Raw genomic sequence first — 16,056 nt, forward strand, 5'->3', positions numbered from 1 at the left:
CATGCGCGGGGCGCAACCGGTCAGATGATCCACTCGCACTCGAGCATCTGCATCGTCGCGTCGCGCGTGGCACCGCGCTTTTCGACCATGATGGTGTGGAGGCGCTTGATCGTGTCGCTACCGGCGGTTTCATAGGCGTTGGGCAGGATTGCGTGGATCATCGCCTTGATCCCGCCGCCGACCATCGCGGTGCCGAACGAGCCGGCGACGCGGAAATGTTCCCAATAACCTTCGCCGACGGAGCGCGGATGTTTGAGGAATGTGGCGTCGATCATGGCGGGCTCCTTAAATGGCGTGGCCAGGCTGGCCTTCGCGCGGAGTGGGGTGCGCGGTGCCGAGCGTGGCTGAGGGGGCGGGCGGATTGGTGATGTCGGGCGATTGCGGCGGATCGAGCTGACCCTCCCATTTCGCGACCACCGCGGTGGCGACGGCATTACCGACGACGTTGGTGCCGGTGCGGCCCATGTCGAGGAACTGGTCGACCGCGAGGATCAGGACGAGGCCGCCTTCGGGCAGGCCGAATTGCGCCATCGTGCCGGCGATCACGACGAGCGAGGCGCGCGGGACGGCGGCCATGCCCTTCGACGTCAGCATCAGCGTCAACAGCATCGTGATCTGCTGACCCATCGTCAGTTCGATGCCGTACAGCTGCGCAATGAAGATCGACGCGAAGGTCATGTACATCATCGAGCCGTCGAGATTGAACGAGTAACCCAGCGGCAGGACGAAGCTGGAAATGCGGTTGGGCACGCCGAACTTGTCGAGCGCTTCGAGCGTCCGTGGATAGGCGGCTTCGGACGAGGCGGTCGAGAACGCGAGCAGGATCGGATCGCGGATATAGCGAAACAGGCTCGGCGCGCGACGTCCGATGATCGCGAAGGCGGCGAGGAACAGGAGTACCCAGAGAAGTGCGAGGCCGAGGTAGAAGCTGCCGATGAACTTGCCGAAGGTGACGAGCACACCGAGGCCGTTCGCGGCGACCGCCTTGGTCATCGCCGCGAACACCGCCAGCGGCGACACGCGCATGACGTAATTGGTGACGACCAGCATCACTTCGACCAGCGCATCGATACCTTTGACGATCGGCTTGCCCTTGTCGCCGACCGCGGTCAGCGCGACCCCGAAGAAGACCGAAAAAATGACGATCTGGAGCATGGTCGTATTGGCCATCGCTTCGAAGATCGACTTGGGGACCATTTCGGTGATCGTCGTGAAGATATCGACATGTTTGGCGTCGATTCCCGAACTGCCCACCGCGCGCGACAGGTCGAGCCCCGAATTGACCCCTGGCTGAAGGAAGTTGACCAGCCCCATGCCGAGCGTCAGCGAGACCAAAGTCGCACCGAGGAACCAGCCGATGGTCTTGGCGCCGACGCGGCCCAATGACGCGGTGTCGCCCATATGGACGATGCCGGCGACCAACGTGGCGAACACCAGCGGCGCGACGATCATCTTGATCAGCCGCAGGAAGATGTCGGTGATCATCTTGAACCATTTATTGGCTTCGGTGACCGCGTCGGGCGACATGGTGGCGTGCATGATCGCGCCGATCACGATGCCGGCGACGAGGCCGATCATGATGTAGAGTGTCAGTCGCTTCGCCATGCCGCTCCCTTTCTTCAAGAGTTACGGGCGGCGAGCGTGTCGAGCAATCCCCGCGCAAAGCCGGTCAGACTGTCGTCGCGCGCGCCCATCACGACGATGCGGTCACCGGGTTGGGCGAGGGCGATCAGCCGCGCGCCGCAATCGTCGCGCGATGCGATATGTTCGGCATTGGGTACGAGGGCGGTGAGCGCGTCGCTGCCGATACTTTTGTCGGTGGTGCCGCCGAAATAGGCGGGATCGCTGACGATCAGGCGGTCCTCGGGGCGCAGGTTCCTGGCGAAACTTTCGGCCAGTTCGCGCGCCATCAGCTTGAGTGGACCATAACCGTGCGGCTGGAAGAATACGAGCAATCGACCGGGGAAGGCACCGAGGGTGGCGAGCGTGGCGGCGATCTTGTCGGGGTTGTGGCCGAAATCGTCGATCACCGTGATGCCGTCCGCTTTACCGACGATTTCGAGCCGCCGCGCGATGCCACGATAGGTGGCGAGCGCGGCGGCCGCCTGGGTCAGCGGGATGTCGAGCGCGATAGCGGCGGCGATGGCCGCGAGTGCGTTGGCGGCATTGTGCCTGCCCGGCACCGCGAGCGTGACGCGCGCTGCATTACCGCGATGGCTGACGTCGAAAGCGATGCCGCCGGGGGCTTCGTCGACCGCGCTGCCGCGCACATCGGCATCATCGCCGAAGCCGAAGCGCAAGCCGTGAAGGCTCGCGCTTTCGACGTCGTCGCCATTGACCACGGGCCGCTGGCACGCGCTGACGAAGCCCGAGAACAGCCCGCGCAATTCGGGGAGCGGCTTGTGGTCGAGCGCGATGTTGGTGACCACGCCGACGGTCGGGCGATACAGGCTGATCGAGCCGTCGCTTTCATCGACTTCGCTGACGAACACGCCGCCGCCACGGCCGGTGCGGCTGGCGCTGCCGAAGTTTCGCATCGGCGCGCCGTTGACGATGGTCGGGTCGAGGCCCGCTTCGGCCAGGATCCAGCCGGTCATGCCGGTCACGGTCGATTTACCGCTGGTCCCGCCGATGGCGACCGACACCGGCGCGTCGTTGAGCAAGCGCGCCAGCAATTGGGCGCGCGTCAGGCGGGTCAGCCCGAGTTCCCTGGCGCGGGCGATATCGGCGACGGTGTCCTCGATCGCCGCGCTGGCGACGACGATCTGCCCGGGGCGGATGGCCGATCCGTCTTGAGGGTGAAGCGCAAAGCCCGCGGTCTTCAGCGCATCGAATTTTTCGGGCGTGCGGCCCTGATCGTGCGCGCGGTCGGAACCCGCGACCTGCGCGCCGCCCGCCTTCACGATTTCCGCGAGCGGCAACATGCCCGATCCGCCCAGCCCGACGAAGAAATATTTATCGCTCACGCCCTCGCCCTAACCGTTCCTCCCGAGCGAAGTCGAGGGACTATGCCGAGCGCAGCCGAGGCTCTATCGGTCGTGCGTTCTCGACTGCGCTCGAACGAATGTCTCGACTTCGCTCGACACGAACGGTGTGGGGGTTGAGTTGAAGATTGCCGTCGTCGCGCCGTCGAACCGCTTGCCCGATGAGGTGCCCGACCGCGTGCGCGCACTGGTGAGGGATCGCGCGGAGATCGTGTTCCATCCGCAATGTTTCTTGTCCTCCGGGCATTTTGCCGGACCCGACCAAATGCGCGAGAACGCCTTGGTAGAAGTCGCCAACGATCCGGCGATCGATGCGGTGTGGTTCGCGCGCGGCGGCTATGGCGCGGGGCGCATCGCCGAAACCGCCATCGCGCGGCTGGGCGATGTGGCGCGCGAAAAAACATATCTGGGATATAGCGATGCGGGGTTTCTGCTCGCCGGATTGCACAAGGCCGGGTTTGGCCGCGTGTTGCATGGCCCGATGCCCGCCGACATCCGGCGGATCGGCGGCGAGGCGGCAGTGTCGCGTGCCGTCGATGCCCTGCTCGCGCCGCCAGTGGCCGACCGGCCGCAATATGCCTTCAACCTGACGGTGCTGTCGTCACTCCTCGGCACCGCGATCGAGCCCGATTTTTCCGGGCGTGCCCTGATGATCGAGGAGGTCGACGAGCATGCCTATCGCATCGACCGGATGCTGTTCCATGTGACGTCGCAACCTGCGATCCGCCGCGCCGCAGGATTGATGCTCGGGCGGTGCGATCCGGTTCCCGACAACGATCCCGATTTCGGGGAAGAGGTCGAGGCGATCGCGCGCTATTGGTGCGCGCGGTCGCACATTCCGTATCTCGGTCGTGCCGATATCGGCCATGACGCGGACAATGCGGTCGTGCGCTTTTCCTGATCCTTAACGACTGCGCGGTTACGCATCCCGAAACGAACAGGGGTGCTCGACATGAAGATGGTGATCGGTTGCGCGTGCGCGGGGACGGTGCTGGGGGGCATGTACGTGCATGGCGACCTGTCCGGCGGGCTGATTTATAACGTGCCGATCCACGCCGCCTATCTTCGCGCACAGGCGGTGCATGTCGACAGCTCGGGCATGAACGTCGGGTCGAACATCGCGCCCGATGTGGAGCGCTACAGCGACGAAGCGGTCAAATATTCCTATCGCATGGACGGGCAGAATGTCGGCAAGGTCGCGGTCGCGCTGCGACCGGCAGGCGAGGGACGGACGCGCGTGTGGGTCAGTTTCGAAAAGGGCGATGGCGACAGCACGCCGATGGTCGAGCGGATGCGGTCGGAGCTGAAACTGCTCGGCACCGCCACGATCGGCGAACAGGTGGCGGCGGCGATCGACCAGCGACCGGTCGACAAGGGGGTCATACAGGCGGCGAACATGGCCTATATCGCCGCGCACACTCAGGACATTTTTACGGGCGTGGCCGAGAAAATGAACGAGTCCGCGGCCGATTTCCACAAACAGGATGCCGACGACGCCTACCGCCATGCCCAGTCGTCGGCGGGCAAGCCGTCGGTCGATCTCGACCATAAGAGCCAATGACGGCGGCGCGCCGCGCCGCCGTTATCGGGTCAAGCGGTAACGACGTTCGAACGACGGCGACGGGCGGCAAAGCCCATCGCGCCGAAGCCGAGCAGCATCAGGCCCCAGGTCGCCGGTTCCGGCACGGCAGCAGTCGCTGAGACGCCGTCGAGCAGTGCCAGCGGCGGCAGGCCCCCGGGGCCACCCGCCGAAAGGAACGACAGGACGGGATTAACGCTGTCCGCCGTGAACAGCATCGTCGTGTGCATCCAGCCCGAGAAGCCGTGCGACGGCAGCGCGATGACATTGGTCTGCTGAGTCTGGCCACCCAGGCTGACGAAGAAGGTCTCGGTCGTTGCGCCGTTGAACAGCCCGTAACCCGGCAGGATCAGCTGCGCGCCGGCCCAGTCGAAGGTGACCGCATATTTCTTGCCGATCGTCAGGCCCGAAAGCTGCTGCGAGATCGCCGGAGCATAAGCGGTGTCGGCGTCGGGCGCCCAGAAATTACCGCCGGTCGGGCTGGTCCCGGTGAAGCCATTGGCCTCCCCGTACTTTGGCGCCCAGATCGACGCCGGGGGCGAACCCGGTCCGTTATTGTCCTGCGCGGTCGGCGAACCTGTGCCATCGCCGGGACCAAAGAAGATGCCATAGCCCTGGCCGCCATAGGTGCCGCCGGGGCTCGACGTCGTCCAACCGACGGCCTGGGTGTAGAGGCTGCCGAGGTTCGGGCCGTTCGTCAGGTTTTCAAATCCGCCATTGACGACCAGCGACGCTGCCGACGAATTTGACGCCCCGACGACAGCCGCCAACAGGGCGGCGCATGCAACGATCTTCTTCATTTCGAATTCCCCCGAACCGCAATGCTGCGACTTTGATTCGCGGTAACACGCTCGACTGCGCCCAAGAAGACGGCATCAACAAGGATGGTCCCAAAACGGGACTCGCGGGCGGTCGATTGACTTCGCCGCCTCCAGTCCTCACCTCGCGGCGCATGTCCGATCTGCTGAATATCGCCCTGCCCGACGGTTCCGTGCGCCAGGTTGCCCGCGGGACGACGCCCGGGGAGATTGCGGCGGCGATCGGGCCGGGGCTGGCCAAGGCCGCGCTGGCGGCGCGGGTCGACGGCGAATTACGCGATTTGGACCGGCCTCTGGAGCATGATGCCAGTCTTGCCTTGGTCACGTCGCGGGACGAGGCGGATGCGCTCGAACTCGCGCGGCACGATTATGCGCATGTGCTGGCGGAAGCGGTGCAGAACCTGTTTCCGGGGACGCAGATCACCTTTGGCCCGTCGACCGATGACGGTTTCTACTACGACTTCGCGCCGAAAGACCGCCCGTTCACCGACGAGGATCTGCCGGCGATCGAAGCCGAAATGCGCAAGGTCATCGGCCGCGACGAGAAACTGGTCCGCGAAGTGTGGGACCGCGACGCGCTGATCGCCAAATGGCAGGCCGAGGGCGAAAGTTTCAAGGCCGAATGGGCTGCGGGCCTTCCGGGCCATGAGGAACTGACGGTATACCGCTCGGGCCAGTGGATGGACATGTGCCGCGGGCCGCATCTGCAATCGACCGGCAAGCTCGATCCCAATGCCTTCAAGCTGATGCGCGTGTCGGGAGCCTATTGGCGCGGCGACCAGAACAACCCGCAGCTGTCGCGTATCTACGGCACTGGATGGCTCAACAAGAAGCAGTTGGACGCGCACCTCGTCCGGCTGGAGGAGGCCGCCAAGCGCGACCATCGCCGCATCGGACAGGACATGGACCTGTTTCACTTGCAGGCCGAAGCGCACGGATCGGTGTTCTGGCATCCCAAGGGCTTCATTCTATGGCGCCAGTTGGAGGCCTATATGCGCCGACGGCTGGACGCCGCCGGCTATGACGAGGTGAAGACGCCGCAGCTGATGGACGCGCGTCAATGGGAACGCTCGGGCCATTGGGGCAAATATCGCGAGAACATGTTCGTGGTGCCCGACGAGATCCCGTCGGCCGAGGACGATGCGCCGATCCTGTCGGGGACGTCCGACCTGATGGCGCTGAAGCCGATGAACTGTCCGGCGCACGTGCTGATCTTCAAGCAGGGCATCAAATCGTATCGCGATCTGCCGCTGCGCATGGCTGAGTTCGGCTGTTGTCACCGCAACGAGCCACACGGCGCGCTGCACGGGATCATGCGCGTGCGCCAGTTCACGCAGGACGACGCGCATATCTTCGCGCGGCCCGATCAGCTGACGGTGGAAGTCGCCGAGTTCTGCGACCTGCTCGACAGCGTGTATCGCGATCTCGGCTTCGACACTTACGCCATCAAGCTCGCACTGCGTCCCGACAAAAGGTTCGGTTCGGACGAGATGTGGGACTGGTCCGAACAGCAACTGCGCGATGCTGTGGCCGCGACGGGCCGCGCGACCGCCGAATATGGCTGGGAGGAATTGCCGGGTGAGGGCGCGTTCTATGCCCCGAAACTCGAATTCCATCTGACCGATGCGATCGGGCGGACCTGGCAGGTCGGGACGATCCAAACCGACACGGTGCTGCCCGAACGCCTCGACGCCAGCTATGTCGGCGAGGATGGCGCGCGCCATCGCCCGGTGATGCTGCATCGTGCGATCCTCGGCACGTTCGAGCGCTTCATCGGTATCCTGATCGAGCACCATGCCGGACGCTTCCCGCTGTGGCTGTCACCGGTGCAGGCGGTGGTCGCAACGATCGTGTCCGATGCGGACGATTACGCCAACAACGTGCTCGCCAAACTGGCGACGGCGGGGCTGCGTGCCGAAGGCGATCTGCGCAACGAGAAGATCAACTACAAGGTGCGCGAACACTCGCTGGCCAAGGTCCCGCATCTGCTGGTCGTCGGCAAGCGCGAAGCCGAGGAAGGCACCGTCGCGATCCGATCATTGGGCGTCGAAGGCCAGCGCACCATGTCGATCGAGGATGCGATCGCGTGGCTGCGCGACGAAGCGACGCCGCCCGACTTGAAGCGCTGATCGTGACGGAATCGTCACAGGCTTGCGGCTAATTGCGGCGCACGTCTTTCGTTTACGCGCCAAAAATACTAAATCGGCACTGAAACCAATGCAGGAGTCTTTTCTATCCCACCGCCAGTAATGATGCGCCGCCCGCTGGGCCAACCGCCAATGGCCCTGAACGGGCCGCGCTATAACGAGTTCATCCAGTCGCCAAAGGTGCGGGTGATCGACGGCGAAGGCGAGAATCTGGGGGTGATGTTCACCCGCGAGGCGATGGAACAGGCGCGTGAGGTCGGACTCGATCTGGTCGAGGTGTCGCCGAACGCCGATCCGCCGGTCGCCAAGTTCCTCGACATCGGCAAGTTCAAATACGAAGCGCAGAAAAAAGCCAATCTCGCGCGCAAATCGTCGCGGACGCAGGAGATCAAGGAGATCAAGATGCGTCCCAATATCGACGATCACGATTACGATACGAAGATGAAAAAAATAAACGAGTTCATCGGCGAAGGCGACAAGGTCAAGGTGACTTTGCGCTTTCGCGGCCGCGAATTGAGCCACACCCAGCTGGGCATGAACCTGTTGATCCGCGTGCAGGGTGACGTAGCGGAAATCGCCAAAGTCGAGCAGCATCCGCGCTTTGAAGGGCGCCAGATGCTGATGGTCATCGCGCCCAAATAGCCGTTCGATATATGTGGTAATAATGCCGCAGCGCTTGCAACTTATCCCGTGCTGCGCTGCGGCAAGTGTGGCGATATTACCCCCACCGACCTATCGCCCCCTCCAACGCAGCTGGCCAAAAGGCTGGCGCTGGACGTTCAGGGGAGAAACAGGATGCGAACTTTTCAGCTGTTGATGTCGGTCGCCGTCGCGGGGATCGCGATGCCGGCTCTGGCGCAGAACAACGCACCGCCATCGACCACCGAAGCGACGTCGAGCAGCGCCGCGAACGGCGATGTCGTCGAAAACGCGGGCGACATCATCGTCACCGCGACCCGTCGTGCCGACACGGTATCGAATGTGCCGATCGCGATTTCCGCGGTCAGTGCCGCGACGCTGCAGAATTCGGGCGCGAACGACATCCGCCAGTTGAACCAGGTCGCGCCGTCGCTGCTGGTCAGCTCGACCGGTTCGGAAGCCAATGGCTCGGCGCGTATCCGCGGCATCGGCACGGTCGGTGACAATCCCGGCCTCGAAAGCTCGGTCGCGGTGTTCATCGACGGCGTCTACCGCTCGCGTTCGGGCATCGGCCTCAACGAGCTCGGCGAAGTCGACCGCATCGAAGTGCTGCGCGGGCCGCAGGGCACGCTGTTCGGCCGCAACGCGTCGGCGGGTCTGATCCACATCATCACCAAGGCACCGAGCTTCGACGGGCTGCATGTCGGCGGCGAAGCAACCTATGGCAATTACGACAACATTCGTCTTGCCGGGAACATCAATGTGCCGCTGGGCGAGACGCTCGCGGCGCGCGTCGACGGGGTCTATGTCAACCGCAACGGCTTCTATCACGACGCGACCAACAACACCGACGTCAACGACCGCAACCGTTACTTCATCCGCGGCCAATTGCTGTTCCAGCCGAGCGACGACCTCAAGGTCCGCATCATCGGCGATTATACGCACCGCAATGAAAAATGCTGCGCGGCAGTCTATGTCAGCCGCGATACCAACGGGTTCATCGGCAATTTAAACGAGCCGGTGGCATCGGTGAACGCCGGCGTCGCTGCGGGTGGTGCCGGTAACAACATCATCAACGTGTTGAACGCCCTCGGCCAGCCCCTGTCGGCGTTCAGCAATCCCTATAGCCGCAACATCTCGGTTTCGCCGGGCCGCAGCTTCAAGGGCATCACCAACGACAAGGGCATTTCGGGCGAGATCAATTACAATCTCGGCGGGGCCACGCTGACCTCGATCACCGCCTATCGCGATTACAAGGCGAGCCAGGGCGGCGATATCGATTATTCGAGCGTCGATATCCTGTACCGTGCGCCCGGCAACAATGCGTCGCGCGCGTTCAAGACCTTTACCCAGGAATTGCGCCTGCAAGGCTCGGCTTTCGACAACAAGCTCGACTGGCTGGTCGGCGGTTTCTACGCCAATGAAAAACTGCAGGTTCGCGACAATCTGCGCTTCGGCAATCAATATGGCCGCTTTGCGACCTGCCGGGCGATTTCGGGCGGCGGTCTGGCGGCTTTCTATTCGCCGACCGGACAGGGCTGCATCTCGGCCGCTGGACGCGCCGCATTGCCGGCCGGTGCGCTTGCCGCCAACGGCATCGACGCCGCGACGGGCACCGCGCTGCTGGCCGCGTTCGATCGTCTCGACACGCTGAACGACAAGGGTTCGACGGTCGATGTCTACAACCAGCGGAGCGAAAATTACGCGTTCTTCACGCACAACATCTTCCACATCACCGATACGCTGTCGTTCACGGCCGGTGCGCGCTACACGCACGAACGCAAGAAGTTCAACGCGACCTTCGGCAACGACAACACGGTCTGCACCGCCAACCAGGCGGCGTTGGCACCATTCCTGACGACCCCGCTGGCGGCGACGGCCGGTGGCATCATCGGCCTGTCGTGTCAGGGCAATTCGACGGCCGAACTCAATGGCGTGCGCATCACCGACGCGAAGAGCGAGCACAAGGTTACCGGTACGGCGGTTCTGTCGTGGAAGCCGACGCCATCGCTGCTCACCTATGGTTCGTATTCGCGCGGCTATAAGGCGGGCGGGTTCAACCTCGACCGTTCGGCGCTCAAATCGCCGGTCCTGCCGTTCGCGGCGTCGGGCGCAGGCAATTCGGCAGCCGGCGCTCAGGCGCTGGTCGGAAATCTCCGCTTCGACCCTGAAACGGTCAACGCGTATGAAATCGGCGCGAAATATTCGTCGCGTCACTTCAACCTGAATGTCGCGATCTTCCGTCAGGAGTTCAAGAACTTCCAGCTGAACACCTTCGACGGCACTGTGTTCATCGTGCAGAACATCAATGGCTGCACGACCGACCTGGGCCTTGGCGACAACGATCAGTCGAAGTTCACCGGCGCCGCCAATTACAATGCGGCGGCGGCGACGACCGGCGCATGTGCGGCGAGCAGCACCAGCTACGGTGTGCGCTCACAGGGCGTCGAGCTCGAAGCCTCGATCCGTCCGTCGCGGGATGTGACGGTCGGCCTTGGCTTCACTTATGCCGATACCAAATATCGCGACAATCTGGTCGGCAACCAGTCCGGCGCTCCGCTCAACCAGTCGCTGCGTAAATTGCCGGGCGACAATTTGTCGAACGCGCCAAAGGCTGTCGCCACCGCGTCGTTCGCCTGGACGCCGGACATCGGCAGCACTGGTCTGTCGGGCTTGTTCTACATCGATGGCCGCATGACCAGCGATTACAACACCGGCTCCGACCTGTTCCCGCAAAAGGAACAGGACGGCTATGCCGTGTTCAACGCCCGTATCGGCATTCGTGGACCCCAGGAAAAATGGGCGCTCGAATTCTGGGGCCAGAACATCTTCAAGCAGAACTATGCGCAGGTCGCGTTCAACTCGCCGTTCCAGGAAGGCGCCACCAGTGCGGCGTTCCAGGATCCGCAATATCCGGGCGGCCGCCAGATTTTCTCGCAATTCCTGGCCGAACCGCGCACATATGGCGTAACGGCACGGTTCAAGTTCTGAGCGGAAAGCTCGGAGAGGAGGCGGGGCGGGTGGCGACACCTGCCCCGTTTCTCGTTCAGGCCTAAGCGGCGGCGCGGACCGGTTCGCCGGCCGCCGCGTCGAGCAGGCGCGCTTCGAGCGTTTTCAGCCGCGCAGGCGCTTCGATCTTTTCGCCGATCAGATCGGTGACGTAGAATGTATCGACCGCGCGCTCGCCATAGGTCGCGACGTGCGCCGAACGGATCGTCACCCGGCTGTCGAGCAAGGCGTGCGCCAGATCGGCGAGCAAGGCGGGCCGGTCGCGCGCATTGACCTCGATCACCGTGTGGCGGTTCGACGCCTTGTTATCGACGATGATGTTGGCGGCGATCGGAAAGGCATCGGCGCGCGGCCGGGCCGGCGGGCGTTCGGCGAGACGTTTGTCGCCGCGGCCCTGACTTTCCAGCGCGCCGCCGATGGTCGTGGTCAGCCGGGCGAGGCGTGAGTTTTCGTCGAACATCTGGCCGAACGGATCCTGCACGAGGAAATTGTCGAGCGCGAGGCCGTCGCGCGTCGTGTGAATCCGCGCATCGATGATCGACGCGCCGGCCAGATGGATCGCCCCGGCGAGGCGATAGAACAGCCCCGGATGATCGGTCGCGGTGACCGTCACCAAGGTGGCTCCGCGCGCCGGATAGATCGCCGCACTGACATGCAGCGGCGCGCCATCGGCGGCGGCGATGTGCCGCGCATTGGACAGCAGGATGTCGTCGGGTTCGGCGATCCAGTATCCGTCCGAAAAGCTCTTCGCATATTGGGCGAAGCGCGCATCGTCCCAGCCCAGTTCGGCCTTGAGCGACGCCTGCTTGGCGGCGACGCGCTCGCTGCGCCCGCTTTGCTTGTGTCCGAGGCGCAGCACCTCCTCGGCGGATTCGTACAGGTCGCCGAGCAATTGACGTTTCCAGCTGTTCCACACGCCGGGGCCGACCGCGCGGATATCGACCACCGTCAGCGCGAGCAGCAGGCGCAGCCGTTCGTGGCTTTGGACCATCTCCGCAAAGTCGGTGATGGTCTTGAAATCGGTCAGGTCGCGCTTGAACGCGGTGGCCGACATCAGCAGGTGATGGCGCACCAGCCACGCGACGGTTTCGGTCTCCGCCGCGCTGAGCCCCAATCGGGGGCACAGCTGTTGCGCCACTTCCGCGCCCAGGATGCTGTGGTCGCCGCCACGGCCCTTGGCAATGTCGTGGAGCAGCACCGACGCGTAGAGTGCGCGGCGCATCGGGGTTTGCTTGAGGATCACACTGGCGAGCGGATGGTCGGCCTGCAGCGCACCCTTTTCGATCTGCGACAGCAATCCGACCGCGCGGATGGTGTGCTCGTCGACGGTATAGTGGTGGTACATGTCGAATTGCATCTGCGCGACGACGCGGCCGAAATCGGGAATGAACCGCCCGAACACCGTCGCCTCGTTCATCCAGCGCAAGACCGTCTCGGGATCGCGCGGGGACGTCAGCACGTCGAGGAACAAGGCGTTGGCGCGCGGATCGGCACGCACCGCGGCGTCGATCAGCTTGGCATCGCGCGCGGCGATCCGCATCGCCTGCGGGTGGATTTCCAGTTCCTGCCGGTCCGCGACCGCAAACAGTTCGAGCAAGCGCACCGGGTCTGCGCGAAACCATTTGTCGTCCGGGATGGTCAGCCGTCCACGATCGAGCACGAACCCGGACAGCGCGCGCGGCCGGCGCATGAAGCCCGACAGCGCGAACCGCCGCCCCTTGGGCGCCATGCTGTCGTCGAGATGCGCGAGGAACACGCCGGTCAGGTCGCCGACGGTTTTCGCGGTCAGGAAATAATGCTGCATGAATCGTTCGACCGCCGGGCGTCCCGCGCCGTCGCGATAGCGCATCCGCCGGGCGATTTCGGACTGGACGTCGAACGTCAGCCGGTCCTCGGCCCGCCGCGTGATCAGGTGCAGATGGCACCGCACCGCGAGGAGGAAGTTTTCCGCCTTTTGAAACCGCCGCAATTCGGGCGCGGTCAACAAGCCCTTGCCGACAAGTTCGACGACGCTGCCGACGCGGTGGACGTATTTGCCGATCCAGAACAGCGCGTGGAGGTCGCGCAGCCCGCCCTTGCCCTCTTTCACATTGGGTTCGACGACGTAGCGGCTGTCGCCCATGCGCTTGTGCCGCGCATCGCGTTCGGCGAGTTTTTCGGCGACGAACACGCGCGCACTGCCGTCGACGACGTCGCTGTCGAACCGTCGCGCCGCCTCGTCGTACAGCGACCGGTCGCCCCACACATAGCGCGCCTCGAGCAACGCGGTGCGGATCGTCAGGTCGGACTTGGCCATCCGCACCATTTCGTCGAGCCCGCGCGACGAATGCCCGACCTTCAGCCCCAGATCCCACAACAGATACAGCATCGATTCGATGACCTGTTCGGTCCAGCCGGTCTGTTTCCACGGGGTCAGGAACGCGATGTCGATGTCCGAAAACGGCGCCATCTCCGCGCGCCCGTAACCGCCGACCGCCGCGATGGTCAGGCGTTCGGACGTGCTGGGATTGTCGTTGCGGTACAGCGTGTGGGTGGTGAAATCATAAGCCAGCCGGATCAGCTGATCGATCAGATAGGCCCCCGCCAGCGCCGCGCCGCGTCCGTCCGCCGGCGCCGCCTCCAGCCGCCGCGCGATCTCCGCGCGCCCGGCGTCGAGCGCGGGCTTGAGGATCGCCACGGCGTCGGCGCGCGTGCCGGCCCGGGTCAGCGCGTCGGCCAGGGCGCGGCGACCGATGATCGCGCGGCGATTGGCAAGGGCGTCGTACAGCATCGACCACAGATAGGGCTTCGCGCGCGCAAGGTCACTCGCACTTTCGAAAACTGCTGCTAACCTCGATCAATGGGGCAGGGGGAATTGCAACATTTGGCCCAACAGGGCCTCGGCGCGTTGCAGCGTGGCGATTTTGCCGCGGCGCGCGCGGCGTTCGAGCAGGTGACGGCGGCAGGTGCCTCGACCCCGCGCCTCGACTTGCTGCTGGCGCATGCCACGTTCGCCTTGAAGGATATGCCGGCGACGATCGTCGCGCTCGACGCCGTGCTCGCCGCCGAACCGCGCAATATCGAAGCGCTGATGCTGCGCGGCGATGCCGCCGCCGGCGACGACCGCGCCGCCAGTGCCTATTATAATTTTGCGCTGACCAGCGCGGCGGGCACCAACCCGTCACCCGCCATTGCCGCGCGGCTGGCCCACGCCCGGGCGCAGCTCGATGCCGCCAATGCCAGGATGCTCGCGCACCTTCGCGCGACCGTCGCGGGCAGCAATGCCGGCCCGCGCTTCGAAGAGGCGGTGGCGATCGTCGCGGGGGTCAAGCAACCCTATTTCCAGTCGCCGACCAGCTTTTTCTATCCCGGCCTGCCGCACACCCAATTCTTCGATCCCGCCGATTTCCCGTGGGCGGCGGCGCTGGAGGCGCAGGCACCCGCGATCCGCGCCGAACTGGAGGCCGTGCTGGCCAGCGACACGGGCCTCAAACCTTATGTCGAGGCCGACCCCAACCGCCCCAGCCGCGGCCACGATCTGATGGGCGATCCGAACTGGAGCGCGTTTCATTTGTGGGAAAACGGCAAGCCCGTGCCCGGTAATGCCGATCGCTGTCCGGCGACGATGGCCGCGCTGGCCGGCCTGCCGATCCCGCGCATTGCCGGACGGTCGCCGATGGCGCTGTTTTCGGTGCTCGAGCACGGCACGCACATCGCGGCGCATCATGGCATGATCAACACGCGCTGCATCGTCCATCTGCCGCTGATCGTCCCGCCCGCGTGTCGCCTGCGCGTCGGCAACGACACGCGCGCGGTCGAAGCGGGTCGGCTGATGATCTTCGACGATTCGATCGAACATGAGGCGTGGAACGACAGCGCCGCGACCCGCGTGGTGTTGCTGTTCGAAGTGTGGCGACCGGAGTTGAGCGGGGGCGAACGCGACGCGCTGACGCAATTGTTCGAAGCGATCGGCAGTTATGGCTAGTCCTGTTGAAACGACTGGCTCATACCACTTTGGTGAAGCGGCATTCGTTGCTAACGCGTTCTTGTGAGCGACATTAAAACCCTCGATATACGTGTTATCGACGAAGCTTTCGGCATGGCCACGGGCTACGTCATCGACTTTTCCGACCGAACAATGGCGCAGTTTTTTGAGGAAGAACTCGACGTTGATATCGACGCCGACGTTTACCGCGATGAGGGTGACTCGAAGGCGAAGAGGCTACGTTGCTTTTTGCGCAAAGTTGATAACTTGACGGCAGCTAAAACCTTGCGAGCCCTTCTTAATTATCGGGATATTTCAGGTTTTAAAGGCGGCGGAGATCAGACCAACGGGCTTATCTTGACGCTGATCGGTAGATTGGAAGGCCGGCAGAGTGATCAGCCGTCGCAGCCTATTACTCCGGTTCGTGATCGGGCGCGCTTGGGCGAACTCCGAGACGACCTGCTGGCGGTGTGGAAAAAACAACCTCAGGAACGGGGTGTCGCCTTTGAGCGGTTCCTGAAGCGCGCATTTGATTATTACGGTTTACGAGCACGGGACGGGTTCCGAATCCGGGGCGAGCAGATTGACGGAAGTTTTGATCTTGATGGAGCAACCTATCTGCTGGAGGCAAAATGGGAAGCAAATAAGACCCCAGCCGCCGATCTGCACACCTTTGAGGGCAAGCTTTCACAGAAGGCGAGTTGGGCAAGAGGTCTATTTGTAAGTTATGTCGGCTTTACGGACGTAGGTCTGCACGCTTTCGGTCGCGGGAAGCGTACCGTTTGCATGAGCGGACAGGATTTTGATGAAATGTTTGAGCGGATAATTCCACTTGATGAGATAATTCGGCGAAAGGTTCGGCGAGCGGCTGAAACAGGCGATGTGCTCGTCCCGGTCCGCGATATGTTCCCCTGAA

At 63.8% G+C, this 16,056-nt stretch carries 12 protein-coding genes; 7 read left to right on the top strand and 5 right to left on the bottom strand.

Features of this window, described 5'->3' with window-relative positions; genetic code table 11:
* Nucleotides 1-20: 20 nt before the first annotated feature.
* Genes ACM9ME_RS03310 through ACM9ME_RS03320 form a run of 3 tightly spaced genes read right to left on the bottom strand, consistent with a single transcriptional unit; the run spans nucleotide 21 to nucleotide 2,966 of the window.
* A complete protein-coding gene (locus ACM9ME_RS03310; protein WP_415642007.1) occupies nucleotides 21-275 on the bottom strand; it encodes a DUF6356 family protein in 255 nt (84 codons plus the stop codon).
* Nucleotides 276-285: 10 nt separating this feature from the next.
* A complete protein-coding gene (locus ACM9ME_RS03315) occupies nucleotides 286-1,605 on the bottom strand; it encodes a dicarboxylate/amino acid:cation symporter (RefSeq protein WP_415642008.1) in 1,320 nt (439 codons plus the stop codon).
* Nucleotides 1,606-1,619: 14 nt separating this feature from the next.
* Nucleotides 1,620-2,966, bottom strand: coding sequence for a glutamate ligase domain-containing protein (locus ACM9ME_RS03320; RefSeq protein ID WP_415642009.1), 1,347 nt, complete (start codon nucleotides 2,964-2,966; stop codon nucleotides 1,620-1,622).
* 139 nt (nucleotides 2,967-3,105) lie between these two features.
* Between ACM9ME_RS03320 and ACM9ME_RS03325 the strand changes: the two genes are divergently transcribed.
* Entirely contained in the window at nucleotides 3,106-3,885 is a 780-nt protein-coding gene (locus ACM9ME_RS03325; RefSeq protein ID WP_415642010.1) for an LD-carboxypeptidase, read from the top strand.
* 51 nt (nucleotides 3,886-3,936) lie between these two features.
* Complete coding sequence (locus ACM9ME_RS03330) at nucleotides 3,937-4,545, top strand: hypothetical protein (RefSeq protein ID WP_415642011.1); 609 nt, start codon at nucleotides 3,937-3,939, stop codon at nucleotides 4,543-4,545.
* A 29-nt stretch (nucleotides 4,546-4,574) separates the two neighbouring features.
* Here ACM9ME_RS03330 and ACM9ME_RS03335 read toward each other — a convergent pair whose 3' ends face one another.
* Entirely contained in the window at nucleotides 4,575-5,363 is a 789-nt protein-coding gene (locus ACM9ME_RS03335; protein ID WP_415642012.1) for a PEPxxWA-CTERM sorting domain-containing protein, read from the bottom strand.
* Between the two features lie 152 nt (nucleotides 5,364-5,515).
* Between ACM9ME_RS03335 and thrS the strand changes: the two genes are divergently transcribed.
* The 3 genes from thrS to ACM9ME_RS03350 all read left to right on the top strand — a co-directional run bounded on the left by thrS (nucleotide 5,516) and on the right by ACM9ME_RS03350 (nucleotide 11,158).
* A complete protein-coding gene (gene thrS, locus ACM9ME_RS03340) occupies nucleotides 5,516-7,510 on the top strand; it encodes a threonine--tRNA ligase (protein WP_415642013.1) in 1,995 nt (664 codons plus the stop codon).
* A 120-nt stretch (nucleotides 7,511-7,630) separates the two neighbouring features.
* Nucleotides 7,631-8,170: a translation initiation factor IF-3 gene (infC, locus tag ACM9ME_RS03345; RefSeq protein WP_415642014.1), complete on the top strand. Its 540-nt coding sequence runs from the start codon at nucleotides 7,631-7,633 to the stop codon at nucleotides 8,168-8,170.
* Nucleotides 8,171-8,323: 153 nt separating this feature from the next.
* Nucleotides 8,324-11,158: a TonB-dependent receptor gene (locus ACM9ME_RS03350; RefSeq protein WP_415642015.1), complete on the top strand. Its 2,835-nt coding sequence runs from the start codon at nucleotides 8,324-8,326 to the stop codon at nucleotides 11,156-11,158.
* Nucleotides 11,159-11,219: 61 nt separating this feature from the next.
* Here ACM9ME_RS03350 and ACM9ME_RS03355 read toward each other — a convergent pair whose 3' ends face one another.
* Complete coding sequence (locus tag ACM9ME_RS03355) at nucleotides 11,220-13,946, bottom strand: [protein-PII] uridylyltransferase (protein ID WP_415642016.1); 2,727 nt, start codon at nucleotides 13,944-13,946, stop codon at nucleotides 11,220-11,222.
* Nucleotides 13,947-14,030: 84 nt separating this feature from the next.
* Here ACM9ME_RS03355 and ACM9ME_RS03360 point away from each other — a divergent pair, with 84 nt between their 5' ends.
* The gene (locus ACM9ME_RS03360; RefSeq protein ID WP_415642017.1) at nucleotides 14,031-15,140 is read left to right on the top strand and encodes an aspartyl/asparaginyl beta-hydroxylase domain-containing protein; all 1,110 of its coding nucleotides are present in this window, start codon (nucleotides 14,031-14,033) and stop codon (nucleotides 15,138-15,140) included.
* Nucleotides 15,141-15,203: 63 nt separating this feature from the next.
* Nucleotides 15,204-16,055 (top strand): restriction endonuclease, encoded by an 852-nt coding sequence (locus ACM9ME_RS03365; protein ID WP_415642018.1) that lies wholly within the window; start codon nucleotides 15,204-15,206, stop codon nucleotides 16,053-16,055.
* Nucleotide 16,056 lies beyond the last annotated feature (1 nt).

It is taken from the genome of Sphingomonas antarctica, from assembly GCF_965137005.1.
Taxonomy (GTDB): Bacteria; Pseudomonadota; Alphaproteobacteria; order Sphingomonadales; family Sphingomonadaceae; genus Sphingomonas_O; species Sphingomonas_O antarctica.

Bases quoted from the DNA above. Each gene is read 5' to 3' on its own strand.
- infC (WP_415642014.1), top strand. From the start codon at position 7,631: ATGATGCGCCGCCCGCTGGGCCAACCGCCAATGGCCCTGAACGGGCCG.
- ACM9ME_RS03335 (WP_415642012.1), bottom strand. From the start codon at position 5,363: ATGAAGAAGATCGTTGCATGCGCCGCCCTGTTGGCGGCTGTCGTCGGG.
- ACM9ME_RS03350 (WP_415642015.1), top strand. From the start codon at position 8,324: ATGCGAACTTTTCAGCTGTTGATGTCGGTCGCCGTCGCGGGGATCGCG.
- ACM9ME_RS03310 (WP_415642007.1), bottom strand. From the start codon at position 275: ATGATCGACGCCACATTCCTCAAACATCCGCGCTCCGTCGGCGAAGGT.
- ACM9ME_RS03330 (WP_415642011.1), top strand. From the start codon at position 3,937: ATGAAGATGGTGATCGGTTGCGCGTGCGCGGGGACGGTGCTGGGGGGC.
- thrS (WP_415642013.1), top strand. From the start codon at position 5,516: ATGTCCGATCTGCTGAATATCGCCCTGCCCGACGGTTCCGTGCGCCAG.
- ACM9ME_RS03355 (WP_415642016.1), bottom strand. From the start codon at position 13,946: ATGCTGTACGACGCCCTTGCCAATCGCCGCGCGATCATCGGTCGCCGC.
- ACM9ME_RS03315 (WP_415642008.1), bottom strand. From the start codon at position 1,605: ATGGCGAAGCGACTGACACTCTACATCATGATCGGCCTCGTCGCCGGC.